We start from the raw sequence: 19932 nt of genomic DNA, 5'->3' as shown, positions 1-19932 counted from the left end.
AACTTTAGATTTTAAATTTTGAAAGGAATGCAATGGATTTTCGTATAGAAAAAGACACTATGGGCGAGATTAAAGTCCCTAATGATAAGTATTGGGGAGCTCAAACTGAAAGAAGTTTAGAAAACTTCAAAATCGGTAAAGGCACAATGCCTTCAGAGGTTATAGAGGGTTTTGCATATCTTAAAAAAGCTTGCGCTATTGTAAATAATAAACTTGGCCGCCTTGATGATGCTAAGACTAATGCTATATCTCAAGCTTGTGATGAGATTTTAGAAGGCAAACTAGATGGCAATTTCCCACTTGTAGTGTGGCAAACAGGTAGCGGTACTCAATCTAATATGAATTTAAATGAGGTAATTGCAAATCGTGCTACTGAAATTTTAGGTAGTGATTTTAGAACTCAAAAATTAGTACATCCAAATGATGATGTAAATAAAGGTCAAAGCTCAAATGATACATATCCAACAGCGATGAGAATTGCATTTGTGCTTGAGATTGCTAAGCAACTAATCCCAGCAATTGATACTTTATATGCTACACTTGATGCAAAAGCTAAAGAGTTTGCAAACCTTGTAAAAATCGGTAGAACACACCTACAAGATGCAACTCCATTAACTCTAGGCCAAGAGTTTAGCGGCTATGCTCATATGCTAAAAGCTAGCAAAGATCAAATCTTAGCTACAATTCCATTTCTTGAAGAGTTAGCAATCGGCGGAACTGCAGTTGGTACAGGTCTTAATAGTCATCCAGATTTTAGCCCAATGGTAAGTGAAGTATTAAACGATATTACAAAAACTAAATTTAGTTTTAAATCTCATCCAAATAAATTTCATGGATTAACAAGTCATGATGCTGAGGTATTTTTAAGTGGTGCATTAAATGGTCTTGGTTCAAATTTAATGAAAATCGCAAATGATATTAGATGGTTAGCAAGTGGCCCAAGATGTGGTATTGGTGAGATTAATATCCCAGAAAATGAACCAGGTAGCTCAATTATGCCAGGTAAGGTAAATCCAACTCAGTGCGAAGCTGTAACAATGGTAGCTGTTCAAGTAGCAGGTAATCATGTAAGCGTAGCAATGGGCGCAAGTCAAGGTAACTTTGAACTAAATGTATTTAAGCCAGTAATTGCTCATAATATCTTAGAGAGCATTAGATTATTAAGCGATTCTATGATTAGCTTTAATGATCATTGTGCTGTAGGTATTACTGCAAATGTAGAAAAAATAGATAAACTACTTCATGAAAGCTTAATGCTAGTAACTGCATTAAATCCACATATCGGATATGAAAACGCAGCTAAAATAGCCAAAACTGCTCATAAAAATGGAACAACTCTAAAAGCTGAGGCTATAAATTTAGGTCTTTTAACAGCTGAGCAATTTGACGCTTGGGTAAGACCTGAAGATATGATTGCACCTAAGAAATAGGCTAGTTTTATATATTTATAGCTTTTAATCGCTCACTTTGGTGGGCGATTTTAATTGATAATTTGCAATTTTATTTATATATTCTTAAATTTAGATATGCTATCTAATGTTTTAATATAACTCAAAAAATATAAAAATTAAATATTATTTTAATTTTAAAATTAAGATTTAATAAGTATAAATATATCTAAATTTTTATATTCTTATTGCTAATTTTAGTGTGATTTAGGATAAAAAAATTAATTTTTTGGCTTAAATATAACTCAGATAAAATCTGTATGATTATATTTTTATCTCTAAAATTCTAATCAAAATTTAAAATTTAATGGCGATTTTTATAGAAAATAGGGAATTTAACCCTTTTATGTTTAAAATAATTTTAAAATCTAAATTTAATTTTTATTTATTAATTTTCTTAAGTAAAATGATAGTAGAATAACACGAAAGAATTTATTTTAAGATAAATTTAATCTCAATTCAAGGAGAATTTTATGGTAGATAATCGCAATCTAAGCACCATACAAAACAGGCTAGCAGAATTAGCCAAACTTCCTAAAATGAAAGAAAATAGTTCTATTATGGAAGTATTAAGCGAGCATGGTTTTACTCGTCGTGACTTTATGAAATGGGCTGGGGCTATGACAGCTCTTATGGCTCTACCTGCAAGTTTTGCGCCGATGGTAGCTCAAGCTGCTGAGCTTAGCGATAGGCTTCCAGTTATTTGGTTACATATGGCAGAGTGTACAGGATGTAGTGAGAGTCTTTTAAGAAGTGATGCTCCAACCATTGATAGTTTAATTTTTGATTATATTAGTTTAGAGTATCATGAGACAGTTATGGCAGCAGCTGGCTGGCAAGCTGAAGAAAATCTAGAACACGCTATACAAAAATATAAAGGAAAATATGTCTTAATGGTAGAAGGCGGTATTCCAGATGGTGATAGTGCATTTTATCTAACAGTAGGACCAAAAGGAACAACAGGTAGAGAGCATGCAATTCATGCTAGTGATAATGCTCTTGCTATTTTTGCTATTGGTACATGCTCTAGCTTTGGCGGTATCCAAGCAGCGGCTCCAAACCCTACAAATGCTCAGCCACTTCATAAGATTACAAATAAACCAGTAATTAATGTCCCAGGCTGTCCTCCAAGTGAAAAAAATATCGTTGGTAATGTGCTTAACTTCTTGTTATTTGGTACTCTTCCAGCGCTTGATGTATATAATAGACCAAAATGGGCTTATGGTCTTAGAATTCACGATCTATGCGAAAGACGCGGTAGATTTGACGCTGGTGAATTTGTACAAGAATTTGGCGATCAAGGTGCAAAAGATGGATATTGTCTATATAAAGTAGGTTGTAAAGGTCCATATACATTTAATAACTGCTCTCGTGAGAGATTTAACCAACACACAAGTTGGCCAATTCAAGCAGGTCACGGCTGTATCGGCTGTTCTGAGCCAGATTTTTGGGATCAGATGGGGCCATTTGAGGTGCCACTAGGCGATAGATTATATCATACTGTATTTGATGGGCTTGGTGCTGATGCAATAAGCGATAAAATTGGTATAGGTGTATTAGCAATCACAGGTGTAGCCGTCGCAGCTCACGCACTTATCGCTACTGCAACAAAAGAGAAGGAGTAAAATATGAGCGAACAAAGAATAGTAGTAGATCCTATTACAAGAATTGAAGGCCATCTTCGTGTAGAAGTAATTGTAGATGAAAATAATGTAGTTAAAGAGGCTTATAGTGGCTCAACTCTTTGGCGTGGTATTGAGGTAATTGTAAAAGGTAGAGATCCTAGAGATGCTGGATTTATGACACAAAGAATTTGTGGTGTATGTACATTTTCGCACTATAGAGCAGGTATAGAGGCTGTAGAAGATGCTCTAAAAATAGTCCCTCCGCTAAATGCAAAACTAACTAGAACTCTTATGAATGCAGCTTTATTTATGCATGACCATCCAGTGCATTTTTATCAACTTCATGCGCTTGATTTTGTTGATGTAGTAAGCGCATTAAGTGCAGATCCACTAAAAGCTAGCCAAGAAGCATTTAAATATTGCGATACTCCATATGCATGTGGTGCAGATCAGTTAAAGCTAGTTCAAGATAAGGTAAAAAAATTCGTAGAAAAAGGTAATCTTGGGCCATTTGCTAATGCTTATTGGGGACACTCTACATATAAATTTACTCCAGAGCAAAACCTAATTGCTCTAAGTCACTATCTTGAGTGCTTAAGACTTCAAAGAACAATCGCTCAAGCTATGGCTGTATTTGGTGCTAAACAGCCTCATCCACAAAGTCTAACTGTAGGCGGCGTAACATGCGTTATGGATCTTCAAAGCCCAGCAAGATTAGGTGAGTATATGGTTAAATTCCAAGAGATGGCTGACTTTATTAATCGTGCTTATTGGCCAGATCTTGTAATGGCTGCTAAAGCTTATGCAAATGAACCAAGCGTGGTAAATGATATTGGTACGCCAAATTTAATGACATATCAAGATTTCCAAATTGGTGCTAATGAGTATCTATTTGATGGTGGATATATCTTAAATGGTGATATCTCTAAAGTATTTGAAGTAGATGAAAATTTAATAACAGAAGAAGCTACTCGTTCATGGTATAAAAATGATGCACCACTTCATCCATATGATGGTGATACAACGCCAAATTATACAGGTTTTAAAGATGCTAAAACTCTAAATGCTAAAGGCGAGATGGAAGAGTCAAAAGTATTTGATATTGCTGGTAAATATAGCTGGATTAAAGCCCCAAGATATAACTCACTTCCAATGCAAGTAGGGCCAATTGCAAATATAGTAGTAAATTATGTAAAAGGCAATAAAAATGTAGTTCCAGTAGTGGATAAATTCCTAGCTGAAACTGGCTTGCCAGTAAGTGCTGTTTTATCTACTTTAGGTAGAACTGCATGCAGAATGATTGAGGCAAAAATCATTGCTGATAATGCTCTAAAAGCACTAAATAATCTAATTGAGAATTTAAAAGTTGATGATAGCACATGTGCTAAATATCAAATTGATGCCAATAAAGAGTATAAAGGTAGATTTATAGGTAATGTGCCAAGAGGTATGTTAAGCCACTGGTGTAGAATTAAAAATGGCGTGATTGAAAATTGGCAAGCTGTAGTTCCATCTACATGGAACGCAAGTCCAAAAGATGCAAAAGGACAGATGGCTAGCTATGAAGCGTGCTTAATCGGCTTGAAAATTGCTGATTTAAAACAGCCTTTAGAGATAGTGCGTAAAATCCACTCATATGACCCATGTATTGCTTGTGCGGTTCATGTAATGGATACAAAAGGCAATGAATTAAGTAGCTATAAAGTAAATCCGAATTTAATCTAAGGGAGCAGATATGAAAAGTAGTAAAAAACATATCGCTGAGTATGAATTTAGCATAGGACTTCGTCTTACACACTGGATTAGAGCTATAGCTATTGTAGTTTTGAGTGTAAGCGGATTTTACCTAGCTTATGTATTTGTTAGTCCAGTTATAACTGGTGAGCCTATAAATTTTATGAACGCTAAATGGCGTGCAGTTCATCAAGTTGCTGGGTTTATATTGATTGGTTGCTTTATCTTTAAGTTCTATCTATTTTTCTTTGATAAACAAAGCCATATTGAAAGAGTGAGTGTAAAGGATTTTTTAGATATTAAAGTTTGGATTGCTCAAATTAAATATTATCTATTTTTAGGTAAGCATCCGCATATGCATGGGACATATAATCCATTGCAATTTGCATCTTATCTATTCTTTTATATTATTCTTTTTGTTATCTGTCTTACAGGATTAATCTTATATGTGCATGTGTATCATGAAGGACTTGGCGGATTTTTGTATGAGCCTATGAGAGTTGTTGAGACTTGGATGGGTGGTTTAGCAAATGTACGCCAAATTCACCATATCGCTATGTGGATTATCTTTATCTTTATGGTAATTCATATTTATATGGCAGTATTTAATGCTATAAAAGGCAAAGATGGCGCTATGGATGCGATAGTTAGCGGCTACAAATTCCCAAAAGAGAAGTAGATGCGTGTTTTAATCCTAGGAGTAGGAAATGTAATGTTCGCCGACGAAGGTGTCGGCGTTCATTTTATTAAGATGATTGAGAATAACTTTAAATTTAACTCCAAAGAACATAGTTTAAAATTTGTAGATGGTGGCACTTTAGCAAATCATCTAACTCCAATAATGGCTGATAGTGATTACTTAATAGTAGTTGATTGTATTGATGCTGATGGTGGGCAGATAGGAGATGTATATTTCTTTGATTTTGATGATATGCCAAAGAGCATTAATTGGTCTGGGTCAGCACACGAAGTAGAGATGCTTCAAACTATTGAAATGATGGATTTAGTAGGTGATAGACCACAAACTAAAATAATAGGTGTAGTACCTAGAAGAATTGTTCCAATGAGTTTTGAGCTTAGCGATGAGATTAAAAAATCTACAAATTTAATGGAAAAGATAATATTAAAAGAACTTTCAAATTTAGGCTTTAGCTATGAAAGGATAGATGATAAAGGTGTGCAAGATATGGCTGATGAGTGGAAAAAGGAGCAATTTTGATACTTTGCTTTGAATTTAGTTGTGCAAATGATGGCTCGGTTTTAGCGTTTTTTTTAGATTTTTGGGCTAAAAAAAGTGCTTTAAAATACTCTATCACAGCTCAAAATAGATCTATAAAATTATATGTAGAAGGCAATGAAAACGAGCTAACTAAATTTAGCGATGAGTATATAAATTTAGTTCCGCACTCAATTTTTATTGAAGAGTCCAAGGTCAGTTTAGCTGATGAATTACCAAAAAATAGCGAATTCGAGTTTGATTTTAGTTTTAAAAATATTACTCCAAATGCTTTAAAATCAGATGAAAATGAATTTGGCTTTAAAAGTGATAATATATTTATAGCTAATGCTATAAAAGATATAATGGCTGGTAAAACTATAAATTATGATGGTTATGAGATATCTAAATTTAGTAGTTTTGATTGTGATTATATACTACCAACAAATCTTAAAAATGCAGCTAAAATTTTTGTATGCGATGAAGAATCTCTAATCGCTCTTGCTAGTTTTGAAAAGCCGGTTATAAATTTGCGTACTAATGCGATATATCGTAGTAATCACAAAGACGCACCACTATATTTTGATGTTAGAAGCGCTTGGGATATCAATGTTTATAAGATTACTCAAGCCCTAAGTGAAAATGGGATAAATTTTTTATCTATTAAAAGCTCTAAAGATGATATGAAAGTATCAATCTTAGATGAGAGAATTTTAATTATTAGAGCTGGAGAGTTTATAAGAGCTAAAGAAAGAGAGTTTATAAACTCATTTGATGATAAAAATTATGCTCTTTTTGGTCTTTGTGTAAGTGAGTTAGGTGTAGCAAATTCTACAATCGCTAGAGTATTTTTAAGTCAAAAATATAGCGATTTTATCAAAGTTTATAAGGGCGAAGATGAATTTGATATGCTTAGAATTAATTTACCAAAGAGTTTTGAAGAAATTTGGCAAAAAATTTCTGAATTTGATGGTGGCGATAGGCTGCTTACAAACTATCAAAAAGAGTACAAGCTACCAAATGGCACTATAAATTTACCTAATAATTTTTATTCGCTATTTATGATAATTGATCAAATTCTAGGATACAATGGTCAAATTTTAAATTATGCTAGAGATTATAGTGGTTTAAAAGGGGTAAGAATTGATTATAAAATGAGTAGCAAGAGCGAATTTGATTGGGTAAGAGCTATTAGAAGTACGATGAGTTTTAGGCTAGCTGGCGCAGATGCGAAGAATATTAGCTTTGGCTGTTTGGAGAGTTTGGCATTTTTTTTAAGTGATTTTGGTGATATTTTAAAAGATGAGCTAGAGTGCGAAGGTATGATATTTAGCGGGAATCTCTTTGCTAATCCTGTAATTGCAAATTTAGCTTTAAAGTTTTGTAATTCAAATTATAAAAGTAAATTTAGCGGACACTATCCACTTGAGATCAATTAAGATTGAAGTTTTTGGGCTGGTTCAAGGTGTTGGATTTCGCCCTTTTGTCTATTCATTAGCTAAAAATCTTGAGCTAAATGGAACTGTATTAAATAATTCTAGCGGTGTAAAAATTGAACTTTGTGGCGATGAAAAAAATATTGATGAGTTTATATCTAAGCTTAAAATAGATCTACCTCCACTAGCTAGAATAGATAATATTATTATTAGCAATAGCGATAAAAAATATGATGATTTTAATATAATTAGCTCGCAAGAAAGTTATAAATTTGCACCGATTTTACCTGATTTTGCTATATGCGATGAGTGTAAATTTGAATTAAAAGATCCTACAAATAGACGATACAATCATCCATTTATCAACTGCACAAACTGCGGCCCTAGATTTTCTTTGATTAAAAGCTTGCCATATGATAGAATAAATACTACAATGGGTAAATTTAATATGTGCAAACAGTGCCAAGATGAGTATAAAGACCCAACCAATCGCCGTTATCATGCTCAACCAGTAGCATGTAAAAACTGCGGCCCAAAGCTAAGCTATAAGAGTTTAGATGGCAAAATTCTTGCAAATAATAAAGAGGCTCTTAAAAGATGTATAGATGATTTAAAAGATGGCAAAATCATAGCTATTAAAGGAGTTGGCGGATTTCATCTTGTTTGCGATGCTCTAAATAGTAAGGCTGTATCATCTTTAAAAGAGCGTAAAAGGCGTCCGCATAAACCTTTAGCTATAATGTGTAAAGATCTTGATATGGCTTGTGATTATGCTTATATTAATGAGAGTGAAGCTAAGATTTTAAACTCAAATTTAAAACCTATTGTTTTATTAAAATCCAAAAATAATCTACCTAAGTCAATATCTAGTGGTGTAGGAAGCGTTGGTATATTTTTGCCGCCAACTCCACTACATATAATGCTATTAGATAGATTAAACTCTCCAATTATAGCTACTAGCGCAAACCCAAGCAAAGAGCCTATTTTAACAAACTTTGATGAGCTTGCTAGTAGACTTGGTAGTGTGTGTGATTATGCTCTTGATAATGATAGAGATATTGTAAATCCAAGCGATGATAGCATCTGTTTTGAGCTATTTTCAAAGCCAATTTATCTTCGAACATCTCGTGGATTAAAGCCTAATATTATGCCTTTAAATTTAGGATTAAAAGATGCACCAAAAGGGTGCTTTTTAGCGCTTGGGAGCTTGATGAAAAATCAATTTGCTATCTATAAAGATGGCCTTATCTTTAGCTCTCCATATATTGGCGATATGGGCTCTTTAGCAGTGATTAAAAGATTTGATGAGCTGCTAGAGAGTTTTAAGAGTATTTATGGGTTTGAGTTTGATTTTATCATTGGTGATGCTCATCCGCATTTTGGATTTGTAAATAATTTTAAAGATAAAGAGATTTATAGGGTTTATCATCACCATGCTCATGCTCTTAGTGTAATGTTAGAAAATGGCTTAGATTGCGAAGTTTTAGCTCTTAGCTTTGATGGAACTGGATATGGCCAGGACGCTACTATATGGGGTGGCGAAGTGCTAAGATGTAAAGATAATGAGTTTAAAAGAGTTATGCATTTTGATAATTTTGAGCTTATTGGAGCAGATAAAGGGATAAAAAATATCTACTATCTAGCCTACGCAATAGCAAAAAAATACAATCTCAACTCACCAAAAATAGATGCCATAGTACCTCAAATTCAAAAATCTAATCTAGATAAAATCTTAGAAAATAAATTAAATATAGTAGCTACTAGCTCGCTTGGTAGAATTTTTGATGCGTTTGCTGCAATTGTGCTAAATTTGCCAGTTATTACCTATGATGCGCAGGCCCCTATGATGCTTGAGGCTTTATATGATGAAAATATAAATGTGGCCTATGAATTTGAAATAGATGAAGATGTAATTAATTATAAAAATGCTTTTATAGGCGCTTTAAATGATCCTATGGAAGTAGCAGCTACTGCTTTTATAAATGGAATTTCAAATTTGGCTCTAAAGATTGCTAAAATGCATAATCTTCCAGTTGTTTTATGCGGTGGAGTATGGCAAAATAGAGCTTTGTTAAAAAGAACTATATCTGAGTTTAGACGCCATGATATTAAATATTATCTGCCAATTAATGAACCTATGAATGATTCTGGTATTGCTATGGGGCAGATTTACTTTGGCTTAAATCTGCTTAGATATAATACTAAGCTTTAATATATAAGATTATTAATTGTTTTAAAATTAAGGAGATATTATGTGTAAAGATTGTGGTTGTAGTATGGGTGGATCGCATCATCATAGTCACGATGATCATCATAATCATCACCATCATGGTCATCATGACCATCCGGTGTTAAATGAAAAAAAGACTATTGAAGTAGTAGAGAAAATATTAAAAGATAATGATCACGAAGCAGCTCACAATAGAGCTCATCTTGATGAATATGGACTACTTTGTATAAATTTGATGAGTAGTCCAGGTGCTGGTAAGACTACACTTTTAGAAGCAACTATAAAGGCTAGTGGATTAAAAATTGGTGTAGTTGAAGGGGATTTAGAGACTAATATGGATGCAAATCGCGTAGTAAATGCTGGTGGTGTAGCATATCAAATTAGCACAGGTCAAACATGCCATTTAGATGCTTTTATGGTGCATAATGGTCTTCATCACTTGCCTTTAAATGAACTTGATTTAGTATTTATAGAAAATGTTGGTAATCTTGTATGTCCAGCTAGCTATGATGTAGGAGCGCACCTTAATGCTGTATTAATTAGCGTACCAGAAGGTAGCGATAAGGTAGCTAAGTATCCAGTGATGTTTAGAGCTGCTGATGTAGTGATAATTACTAAGATTGGGTTGCTAGAGCATTTTGATTTTGATGTAGAAGTGGTGAAAAAAGAAGCTAGAAAACTAAACCCAAAAGTTGATATAATAGAGGTTGATAGTAAAAGCAATCAAGGAATTGATAAATGGATAAATTATATAAAAGTTAAAAAAGAGGCTAGATAATGTGTCTTAGTATACCATCAAAAGTAATATCAATAGATGAAAATAATTTTGCAATAGTAGATACTATGGGCGTTAGGCGTGGAGTTAGCTTAGATCTTATAGCTGAACCTGTTGCTGTGGGAGATTATGTGTTAATCCATGTAGGATTTGCTATGGAGAAGATCGATACTCAGTATGCACTGGAGAGTTTAAAAATATATGAGCAAATAGCTAATGATATGCAAAATGGCAAAATATCAGCCGATGAAGGCGATATGGGTTTAGCAGCTTTAAAAGGGTAAAATTAATGGATTTGATAAATAGTTTTAGAGATAAAGATAAAATTTTAGCCTTAAGTAAGATAATTAAACAAAGAAGCAAAAAGCCACTAAATATAATGGAAATTTGCGGTGGTCATACGCATAGTATTATGAAATTTGGATTACCTCAATTAGTAGGAGAAAATATTAATTTTATTCATGGGCCAGGGTGTCCAGTGTGTATTATGCCTAGAAGCCGCATAGATGAGGCTATTGCTATTGCTGGTATAGAAGGGGTTATATTTTGTACCTTAGCTGATATGATGAGAGTACCTGGAAGCAAAGGTTCTCTAGCTCAGCTTAGAGCTGGCGGGGCAGATATTAGGGCTTTATATTCTCCACTTGATGTAATAAGCATTGCACAAGAAAATCCAGATAAGAAGGTTGTATTTTTTGCTATAGGATTTGAGACGACTACTCCAATGAGTGCAGTAGTAGTAGAACAGGCGATAAACTTAGGACTAAAAAATTTATTTGTTCATATCAATCATGTAACTGTACCAGCTCCAGTAAGAGCTATAATGAGTGATAAGGATGTTAAGATAGATGCATTTTTGGGTCCAAGCCATGTAAGCGTAATTACAGGAAGTGCTATATATGAAGAGCTTGCAGATGAGTTTGGTACTCCAATAGCTGTGAGTGGGTTTGAGCCTTTGGATTTAATGGATAGTATATTAAATTTAGTAAATCAACATGAAAACGGCACCCATAAAGTCTATAATGAGTATGCTAGAGTCGTTAGTAATCAAGGAAATTTAAAAGCTAAAGAGCTAATAAATAAGTATCTTGAGCCTTGCGATTTTGAGTGGAGAGGACTTGGGGTAATTCCTATGAGCGGAATGAAGCTTAGAGATGAGTTTGGTATGCTTGATGCAAGGAAGCATTTTAATGTAGAAGTAGGCGAGTCTAAAGAGTCAAAAGCTTGTATATGCGGAGAGATATTGCGTGGCAAGGCTAAGCCATATGATTGCAAAGTCTTTGGTAAGGTGTGTAATCCACAAAATCCAATTGGTAGCTGTATGGTAAGTGGCGAAGGAGCCTGTGCGGCGTATTATAAATATACTAAAAGAGGGTAAATGCAAAAGATAATGCTAGCTCACGGTGGTGGTGGGCAAGAGATGAACGATCTTATTAATGGATTGATTTTTAAGACTTTTAATAATGAAATTTTATCACAAAATAATGATAGTGCGATTTTAAATTTAAGTGGAAAACTTGCATTTAGTACTGATAGTTTTGTAGTTAGTCCTATTAAATTTGCTGGTGGAGATATTGGTAAAATTGCAGTTTGTGGTACTGTAAATGATCTAGCTATGGTGGGAGCTAAGCCTAAATATCTTAGCTGTGCGTTGATTATCGAAGAGGGACTAGATATCGCTGAGCTTAAAGAGATTTTAGAAAGTATCAAAAGCAGTGCTGATATCGCAAGAGTTAGCATAGTATGTGGCGATACTAAGGTAGTTAGCAAAGGAAGTTGTGATAAGATTTTTATAAACACTTCAGGAGTTGGCCAGATTATTAAAGAAGCTAAGGTAGAAAATTTAAAAATTGGAGCTAAAATTTTATTAAGCGGTGATGTTGGTAGGCATGGAGCTGTAATACTAGCAAGTAGAAATGAGTTAAGACTCCAAAGTGATTTACAAAGCGATTGTAAGCCTTTAAATTCTGTAATTGAAGCACTATTTAAAGCCGGAATTGAACCTTTTTCTATGAGAGATGCTACTCGTGGCGGACTCTCAGCAGTCTTAAATGAGTGGGCAAAAGCTTGTGGGTATGATATTAAAATCAATGAGGAAAATATCGCTGTAAGTGATGAGGTTATGGGAATTTGCGAGATGCTTGGGTTTGAGCCATATGAGTTGGCAAATGAGGGAACCTTTGTTTTAGCTATTGATCCTAAAGATGAGATTAAAGCGCTTGAGATTTTAAGAGAATTTGACTCAAATGCAAATACTATTGGCGAGATTTTAGATAGTAATAAAGGTAATGTAATTATACAAAATAGCTATGGAGCATCTAGATTTATGGAGCCACCAAAGGGTGAGCTGTTGCCTAGAATTTGCTAAAAGGAGAGCCAATGCATGAACTAGCTATAGTCCAAGATCTATTTAAATTGTGTGAGACAAATGCTATGAAGCACAACGCTACAAAGATAAATAAAGTAGAGATTGAGATAGGAAGATTAAGTGGGGTAGAAGCGCACTATTTACAAAGTGCTTTTGATGCTTTTAAAGCAGATACAATCTGTTCAGATGCTAAGCTTATAATTCATTCAAAAGATATTACGATTAAATGCAACGAGTGTGGTGCTCAAAGTGTGCTTTTAGAAAATGAGTTTCTTTGTCCAAAATGTGGTTCAAACTCACTAGATGTTATTAGTGGCGAGGATATGTATCTTATGCGTTTAGAGATGGAGTAAGCTTACTCTATTAAGCTAGATAGTTCATCAGTAGTGTATGGCTGATATAAAATTGCATCGCCAAAACTACTGGCTACTTCATCATAGTATTCATTATCACTAATAGTTATGATTTTAAATCCTTTAATTTTTTGCCACTCTTTTATTAAATTTAATTCACTATATGGTAGTTTTTTAAGTATTTTAGCCTGTATAAATAAAAAATTTGGTTTATATAGCATATCTGTTATATGATTTTTGACACTTTCCCAGCTTGATTCTGGTTGAGTAGATACTCCATAAGCACTTAATTGAGCTACAATAGTAAAAAATCCAGTCTGACTCTCATATGCAACTAATGCATTTTTTTGCGTTGTTATCTCTATTGTTTGTGGTTGGCTTAATTGATGCATTATGATATTAAATGAAAATATTGAGTTATTGGCTTTGATGTTAAATTCAATTTTTGAACCAATTAGCTCAACATAATTTGAAGCTATAGAGAGAAATTTATAATTGATATTTTTATTTTTATTCTCAAGCGCTTTTTTAATCTCGCTACTATTCATATGCGCCGATGTTTTGATTAAAACTTGATATTCATTTGGATTTTTGGTAGGTTTTATAGATAGCAAGATTGAGCTATTATTCACACTTTTATTGACAAAACTTAATATATTATGAGTTGCATTTGTGATAGCTTTAAAATTAGCACTAAAATATCTTGCCTCTTTTGGTGGATAGCTAAAAATTATCGAGTTTTGATTTTGAGAAGATTTTGAGTGAAGCACTTTAAAAAATAGCTCTAAACGCTCTACAATATCTCCATTTTCTACTCTATTTTGAAAAAATATTAAATTTAATTTAGCTAAGCTTTTATTTGATGTTCGAATCAGTTTTTGGCTTTTATTCTCTACTGAATTGTTATTAATGGCAATTAAAAGAACAATTAAGAAAAATAAAATACTAGATGCTATATATCCTTCTATACCAATTGCCTCACTAGCTAATAACAAATCTGCTATAAAAAGTAAAAATAAAGCTCTCATTATATCACCAACATCGCATCGCCATAAGAGTAGAATTTATAATTTTTTTCTATGGCTTGTTTGTAAATTTGTTTGACATTTTCTAAGCCTACAAAACTTGCTACTAGCATAATTAGCGTTGATTTTGGCAAGTGGAAATTAGTTAATAGATAGTTTTGTCTTTGGGGTGGATTAGCTGGATGTAAAAATAGATCACATAAACCATCTTTTACTCCAGTTCTATAAAAGTATTCAATACATCTTGTAACTGTCGTTCCTACGCCAAGAATAGGCTTATTGCTATTTATAGTATTTATCGCCTCATCGCTTATAGTATAGATCTCGCTATGCATTTTATGCTCTCTAATATCGCTAACTTCAACACCTTTAAATGTTCCAGCTCCTACATGAAGAGTGATGTATGAGATATTGTGTTTGCTTTTTAGATTTTGAATCATTTGAGGACTAAAGTGAAGACTAGCAGTTGGTGCAGCTACGGCGCCATCATTTTTAGCAAAAATACTTTGATACCATATCTCATCGCTTTTTTGATCTTCTCTTTTGATATATGGTGGAAGTGGGACATGTCCGATTGTATTTAAAATTTGATATAAACAAGTAGTATCAACTAATCTATTATTTTGATAAAATTTTACAATTCTATACTCATCTAAAAGCTCTATAACTTCACAACTTAGCCTATTGTCAAATTCTAAAATTGTCCCAGCCTTTACTCGACCTTTAATTAAAGTGCTAAATTTACCTTGACCTAAAGGTTGATTTAATAATAATTCTACAGCTCCACCACTTGATTTTTTGCCATAGATTCTAGCTTTGATAACTTTAGTATCATTAAAAATAATATCGCAATCTGGTAAAAATTCCATCAAATTACCAAATTTAGTATGCGTTATTTTATTACTAGAGCGTTCATATACTAATAAATTAGCGCTCTCTTTTGGATTAGCTGGAGATGATGCGATTAAGCTAGAGGGAAGCTCATAATCATAGCTATCTAGATCAAATATATTATTTTTCATCATCAATTTCTTCTTCATCTTCATCTTTTGGTGCTGGATTTACCATTTTAGCTATTAAAATTGATAAAGAATATAATCCAATTAATGGAATAGCTAGCATAAATTGACTAAGCACATCTGGTGGAGTCATAATCGCTGCAAAAATAAAAATCCCAACCACAGCATATCTAAAAAATCTCTTCAAACTCTCATCAGTAATCATACCAATCTTAGCTAAAAAAAATGTAACAACTGGTAGCTCAAAGCTAATTCCAAACGCAACTACGATTTTAGTAAAAAATCCTACATAATCACCAATGCTAGGAAGTGCTTGAAATAATGTTCCACCAAAATTAATAAGAAATGAAAAACCAACTGGTACTACAAAGTAGTAGCAAAATGCAGCTCCTACAGCAAACATTACTGTAGCGCTTAGCACAAATGGAATTATATATTTTTTTTCATTTTCATATAGTCCTGGAGCGACAAAAAGCCAAAACTGCCAAAAAATTATAGGCAATGCAAGCAAAAGCCCAGCAAAAAATGCTACTTTCATCGCTGTAAAAAACGGTTCAGCTACTTGGGTAAATATGATGTTGCTATTATCTGGCAATACAGCCTTAAGTGGCGCAGTCATAAAATCAAGCAAAGGCGCCCAAAAATTAAAACATATGATAAAACATACTATAACTGATAATGCACTAATTAATAAACGCTTTCTAAGTTCAATTAAATGCGGTCTTAAATCTTCAAACATTATGCCTCTTTTGTTTTTTGAATTTCATTTTTTAACTCTTTTTGGTTGGAATTTAGGTTGCTATTTATGCTATTTAATGAGCTTAAATTTGATTTTGGTGGATTGCTTATATTTGCTGGATTATCAGTTATTGTATTTTTAGGTTGTTGTGATTGATCTTCTTCATTATTAAAGTCAAAACCAGCATTTAATTTATTTATAGGATTTAAATTTGATATCTCATTTTGGATATCAGCTAGTGATTTTTGTGTTGAACCTGCTATATTAGTTACATTGCTTTTTAACTCATCAAGCTCTTCAAATGTTAGCTTTTTTCTTACTCCATCTATGCCGCTAGTTAAGCTATCTTTATACTTTTTAGCATCCTCTTTTAATTCAGCTATTTTTATCTCTTGTTCAAATGTGCTTTTAGCTCCATTTATAGTTTGTTTAAATATCTTAAAAAATTTTGCTATATTAACCATCGCACTTGGTAGTTTATCAGGACCTAAGACTATTACAGCAACAATGGCGACTATTAATATTTCACCGATTCCCATTCCTAGCATAAAAATTCCTAAATTTAAATTTAAGCTAGTATTCTACAATTTTTTTGCTTAATAGATATTGATTTTATAGTGTATAGAAGTAAAAAGCCCTAAAAAGGGCTTATGAATTATTTATCTCTTAGACCTAGTTCAGCTATTAATTTAGTATAAGTTTCATATTTAGTAACTTTTAGGTATTTTAGTAGTCTTTTGCGACGACCAACTAGTTTTAATAGACCTAATCTTGAGCTAAAGTCTTTTTTATTTACTTTTAGGTGTTCTGTTAGTTCTGCTATTCTTGTGCTTAGCAGTGCAATTTGAACTTCTGAAGAGCCTGTATCTCCACTTTTTCTAGCAAATTTTGCAACTATTTGAGCTTTTTTAGCCGTATCTAAAGCCATATTTGACCTCCTGAGCGGTATATAAAATTGAGCGGTGATTATATCATAATAATCAAAAAGTTTGCTTAAAAATAGCATTTGATAGATTAAATTTGAATTATAAAAATTTATATAGATTAAATTTAGCAATTTTTACTTAAGTTTTATATACTTTTTGCTAAAATCAAAAAATTTTTTACTATTAAAGGTGTTATATGGATTATAAAGATACTCTTTTGTTGCCGGTTACTGATTTTGCAATGAGAGGCAATTTGCCACAAAATGAACCAGCAAGATACGCAAAATGGGATAAAAATAGAGTCTATGATAAGATGAAAAAAGCTCGTCAAAATGCATCTGCGAGTTTTAATATTCATGATGGCCCACCATATGCAAATGGTCACCTTCACATAGGTCACGCATTAAATAAAATTTTAAAAGATATAATAGTTAAAACTCACTACTTTTTTGGAGAGAGTGTTAGATTTACTCCAGGATGGGATTGTCATGGATTACCAATTGAACAGCAAGTAGAGATGAAGCTTGGTGATAAAAAAAAGAGTATGAGTACCGCAGCTATTAGAAGTGAGTGTAGAGACTGGGCTAGTGAATTTATAGAGATTCAAAAAGCTGAGTTTAAATCTCTTGGCGTCATAGGGGATTGGGAAGATCCATATATGACGATGAAATTTAAATTTGAAGCAAATATATATAGAACCCTATGCGAAGTGGCTAAAAAGGGTCTTTTAATAGAAAGAAGTAAGCCTGTATTTTGGAGCTGGGCGGCTAAGAGCGCGCTTGCTGAGGCTGAAGTAGAGTATGCTGATAAAGAAGATTATAGTCTATATGTAGCTTTTGAATTATCAAAATCAGCATCTAAAGCAATAGGAGTTGAGGATGCTAAAGCAGTAATATGGACTACTACTCCATGGACATTAGTAGCTAATCAAGCAATTAGTTTAAATCCAAATGAAATTTACTGCATTACAAAAGAGAAATTAATTTTTGCTAAGCCGTTACTTGAGGTTTTAGTAGCTCAAGGCATTACAAGTGGAGAGATTATCAGTGAGTTTAATTCGCAAAAATTAGAAAATTTACACGCTATAAATCCACTTAATGGCAGAGAGTCTAAATTTATTCTTGGTGAGCATGTCTTAATGGATGGCGGTACAGGATTAGTCCATACTGCACCTGGTCATGGTGAGGATGATTATTTTGCTAGTCTTAGATATGGTATAGAGGTTATAATGCCAGTTGATGAGGCTGGGCTATATGATGAGACGCTAAAACATAATGGTTTATTGCCAGCAGATGTTGTAGATGAGTTTATAGGTATGCATATATTTAAAGCTAATGAGAAAATTATAGATCTTTTAGGCGATGCAGTAGTTAAAGTAAGTAAATTTACTCACAGCTATCCATTTTGCTGGAGAACGCATAAACCTGTAATTTATAGAGCAACAAAGCAGTGGTTTATTGCTATGGATGAGCCAAAATTAAGTGGTAAAACTCTGCGTCAGACCGCTCTTGAGGCATTAAATAGCGTGAAATTTTATCCAGAAGCTGGGATTAAAAGAATATCATCAATGATAGAAAATCGTCCAGATTGGTGTATTAGTCGTCAGCGTGATTGGGGTGTGCCAATTGCATTTTTTAGAATTAAATCTACTAAAGAAGTTATTTTTGATAGTGAAATTTTAGATCATATAGCTAAGATTTTTGATGAAAAAGGTGCTGATGCTTGGTGGAGTATGAGTATTGATGAGCTATTGCCTAATGGGTGCAAATTTAAGGCTGATGAATTAGAAAAAGTTAGCGATATTTTAGATGTTTGGTTTGATAGTGGCTCAACTTGGAATGCTGTGTTAAATAGCGGTGATTATGACGCTGGTGAATATAGTGCCAGTATGTATCTTGAAGGAAGCGACCAGCATCGTGGGTGGTTCCAAAGCTCTCTACTATTAAGCTGTGCTGTAAATGAAAAAGCACCATATAAAAGCGTATTAACCCATGGATTTACTGTAGATAAAAATGGCGAAAAGATGAGTAAATCCAAAGGCAATGTAATAGCTCCAGATGCAGTTGCTAAGGAATTTGGTGTTGAGATCTTGCGTTTATGGGTTAGTTTAAGTGATTATTCAAGTGATCTAAAAATAGGCAATGATATCTTAAAACAAGTAGCCGAACAGTATAGAAAAATTAGAAATACTATAAGATTTTTACTAGCTAATATTAGCGATTTAAAAGAATTTAATTATGAATTTGGCTTGCTAGATAGATGGATTTTAGGCAAAGCAAGTGCGTGCTTTAATGAAGTTAGTAGCTGCTTTAAAAATTATGAGTATTCAAAAGGATTTAATATTTTATTAAATTTCTTAAGCGGTGATTTAAGTGGTATTTATCTAGATATATGCAAGGATAGATTATACTGTGATGCTGCAAATAGCACTAAAAGAGCAAGTTCGCAAACTGCTATGGCTTTAATAACTAAAGCACTTTTACCACTTATTGCTCCAACTCTTACATATACAGTAGATGAGGTTATGGAGTATGCACCTAGTATAATCAAAGACGGCAAAAGCGATGTTTTTGATCTAGTTTATGAACCAATTAAATTTGATAGTGTAATCGATGATACATTGCTTAGAGAGAGTAAAGAGAAATTTAATGAAATTATTGACAATCTAAAAAAAGATAAGCTAATTAAAGCTACTTTAGAATTAGAAATTCAAATTAGCAGTGATTCTATATTGGCTCTTGATAAAGATGAAGTAGCTGATTGGTATATGGTAAGTAATTTTGGAGTATTTAGAGTTGATAGTGATATTTTAGCAGAGTTTGTAGTGGGTGATAATAGATTCGTTGTTGCTCGTTCGGCTAAATTTAAATGTCCTAGATGCTGGAAATTTAGCGCTCAAAGCGATGAGTGTCTATGTCCTAGATGTGCTGAGGTGATGAGTGCTAACTGAACCAGTTGGGGTTATGACTATAGTTGTTACAATTGCGGTTTTACTAGCCGTTACTGCTGTAGGAATAGTTTTGGTTAATATATATAAG

The 19932-nt window shown here is 33.2% G+C and carries 18 protein-coding genes; 13 read left to right on the top strand and 5 right to left on the bottom strand.

Annotation, left to right across the window (positions count from 1 at the left end; all coding sequences use genetic code 11):
* Window positions 1-32 precede the first annotated feature (32 nt).
* The 12 genes from fumC (at window position 33) to hypA (ending at window position 13185) form a co-directional block, all read left to right on the top strand.
* Window positions 33-1430 (top strand): class II fumarate hydratase, encoded by a 1398-nt coding sequence (gene fumC / locus CVIC12175_RS05285; protein ID WP_086256199.1) that lies wholly within the window; start codon window positions 33-35, stop codon window positions 1428-1430.
* A 491-nt stretch (window positions 1431-1921) separates the two neighbouring features.
* A complete protein-coding gene (locus CVIC12175_RS05280; protein WP_086247137.1) occupies window positions 1922-3073 on the top strand; it encodes a hydrogenase small subunit in 1152 nt (383 codons plus the stop codon).
* A 3-nt stretch (window positions 3074-3076) separates the two neighbouring features.
* Entirely contained in the window at window positions 3077-4798 is a 1722-nt protein-coding gene (locus CVIC12175_RS05275) for a nickel-dependent hydrogenase large subunit (protein WP_086256903.1), read from the top strand.
* A 10-nt stretch (window positions 4799-4808) separates the two neighbouring features.
* A complete protein-coding gene (gene cybH / locus CVIC12175_RS05270) occupies window positions 4809-5486 on the top strand; it encodes a Ni/Fe-hydrogenase, b-type cytochrome subunit (protein WP_086256200.1) in 678 nt (225 codons plus the stop codon).
* Complete coding sequence (locus CVIC12175_RS05265; RefSeq protein WP_086248864.1) at window positions 5487-6026, top strand: HyaD/HybD family hydrogenase maturation endopeptidase; 540 nt, start codon at window positions 5487-5489, stop codon at window positions 6024-6026.
* Window positions 6023-7462: a hypothetical protein gene (locus CVIC12175_RS05260; RefSeq protein WP_086256904.1), complete on the top strand. Its 1440-nt coding sequence runs from the start codon at window positions 6023-6025 to the stop codon at window positions 7460-7462. Before CVIC12175_RS05265 ends, CVIC12175_RS05260 begins: the two co-directional genes overlap by 4 nt.
* Window positions 7449-9671, top strand: coding sequence for a carbamoyltransferase HypF (gene hypF / locus CVIC12175_RS05255; protein WP_086302766.1), 2223 nt, complete (start codon window positions 7449-7451; stop codon window positions 9669-9671). The genes CVIC12175_RS05260 and hypF overlap by 14 nt, the downstream gene beginning before the upstream one ends.
* Window positions 9672-9711: 40 nt before the next feature.
* Complete coding sequence (hypB, locus tag CVIC12175_RS05250; RefSeq protein WP_086256906.1) at window positions 9712-10467, top strand: hydrogenase nickel incorporation protein HypB; 756 nt, start codon at window positions 9712-9714, stop codon at window positions 10465-10467.
* Entirely contained in the window at window positions 10467-10748 is a 282-nt protein-coding gene (locus CVIC12175_RS05245; protein ID WP_086247144.1) for a HypC/HybG/HupF family hydrogenase formation chaperone, read from the top strand. Before hypB ends, CVIC12175_RS05245 begins: the two co-directional genes overlap by 1 nt.
* A 5-nt stretch (window positions 10749-10753) precedes the next feature.
* Window positions 10754-11842 carry a hydrogenase formation protein HypD gene (gene hypD / locus CVIC12175_RS05240; protein ID WP_086302764.1) on the top strand — a complete coding sequence of 363 codons (1089 nt, stop codon included), beginning with the start codon at window positions 10754-10756 and terminating at the stop codon, window positions 11840-11842.
* A complete protein-coding gene (hypE, locus tag CVIC12175_RS05235; RefSeq protein ID WP_086256908.1) occupies window positions 11843-12832 on the top strand; it encodes a hydrogenase expression/formation protein HypE in 990 nt (329 codons plus the stop codon).
* A gap of 11 nt (window positions 12833-12843) precedes the next feature.
* On the top strand, window positions 12844-13185 hold the full coding sequence (hypA, locus tag CVIC12175_RS05230) for a hydrogenase maturation nickel metallochaperone HypA (RefSeq protein ID WP_086247147.1): 342 nt from the start codon (window positions 12844-12846) through the stop codon (window positions 13183-13185).
* 2 nt (window positions 13186-13187) lie between these two features.
* Here the strand turns inward: hypA and CVIC12175_RS05225 are convergent, their stop codons facing one another.
* From CVIC12175_RS05225 to rpsO, 5 genes are all read right to left on the bottom strand, one after another.
* Window positions 13188-14213, bottom strand: coding sequence for a hypothetical protein (locus CVIC12175_RS05225; RefSeq protein WP_086315897.1), 1026 nt, complete (start codon window positions 14211-14213; stop codon window positions 13188-13190).
* Window positions 14213-15250, bottom strand: coding sequence for a tRNA preQ1(34) S-adenosylmethionine ribosyltransferase-isomerase QueA (gene queA / locus CVIC12175_RS05220; protein ID WP_407932376.1), 1038 nt, complete (start codon window positions 15248-15250; stop codon window positions 14213-14215). Before queA ends, CVIC12175_RS05225 begins: the two co-directional genes overlap by 1 nt.
* Window positions 15222-15968, bottom strand: a complete 747-nt coding sequence (gene tatC, locus CVIC12175_RS05215) for a twin-arginine translocase subunit TatC (RefSeq protein WP_086256208.1) — start codon at window positions 15966-15968, stop codon at window positions 15222-15224. Before tatC ends, queA begins: the two co-directional genes overlap by 29 nt.
* Window positions 15968-16516: a Sec-independent protein translocase protein TatB gene (tatB, locus tag CVIC12175_RS05210; RefSeq protein WP_086302760.1), complete on the bottom strand. Its 549-nt coding sequence runs from the start codon at window positions 16514-16516 to the stop codon at window positions 15968-15970. The genes tatC and tatB overlap by 1 nt, the downstream gene beginning before the upstream one ends.
* Window positions 16517-16623: 107 nt before the next feature.
* Window positions 16624-16896 (bottom strand): 30S ribosomal protein S15, encoded by a 273-nt coding sequence (gene rpsO / locus CVIC12175_RS05205; RefSeq protein ID WP_086256210.1) that lies wholly within the window; start codon window positions 16894-16896, stop codon window positions 16624-16626.
* A gap of 194 nt (window positions 16897-17090) precedes the next feature.
* Here rpsO and ileS point away from each other — a divergent pair, with 194 nt between their 5' ends.
* Window positions 17091-19844, top strand: a complete 2754-nt coding sequence (ileS, locus tag CVIC12175_RS05200; RefSeq protein WP_086302758.1) for an isoleucine--tRNA ligase — start codon at window positions 17091-17093, stop codon at window positions 19842-19844.
* Window positions 19845-19932 lie beyond the last annotated feature (88 nt).

It is taken from the genome of Campylobacter vicugnae (assembly GCF_002139875.1).
Classification (GTDB): Bacteria; Campylobacterota; Campylobacteria; order Campylobacterales; family Campylobacteraceae; genus Campylobacter; species Campylobacter vicugnae.
This window is presented reverse-complemented; position numbering and strand designations above follow the sequence as displayed.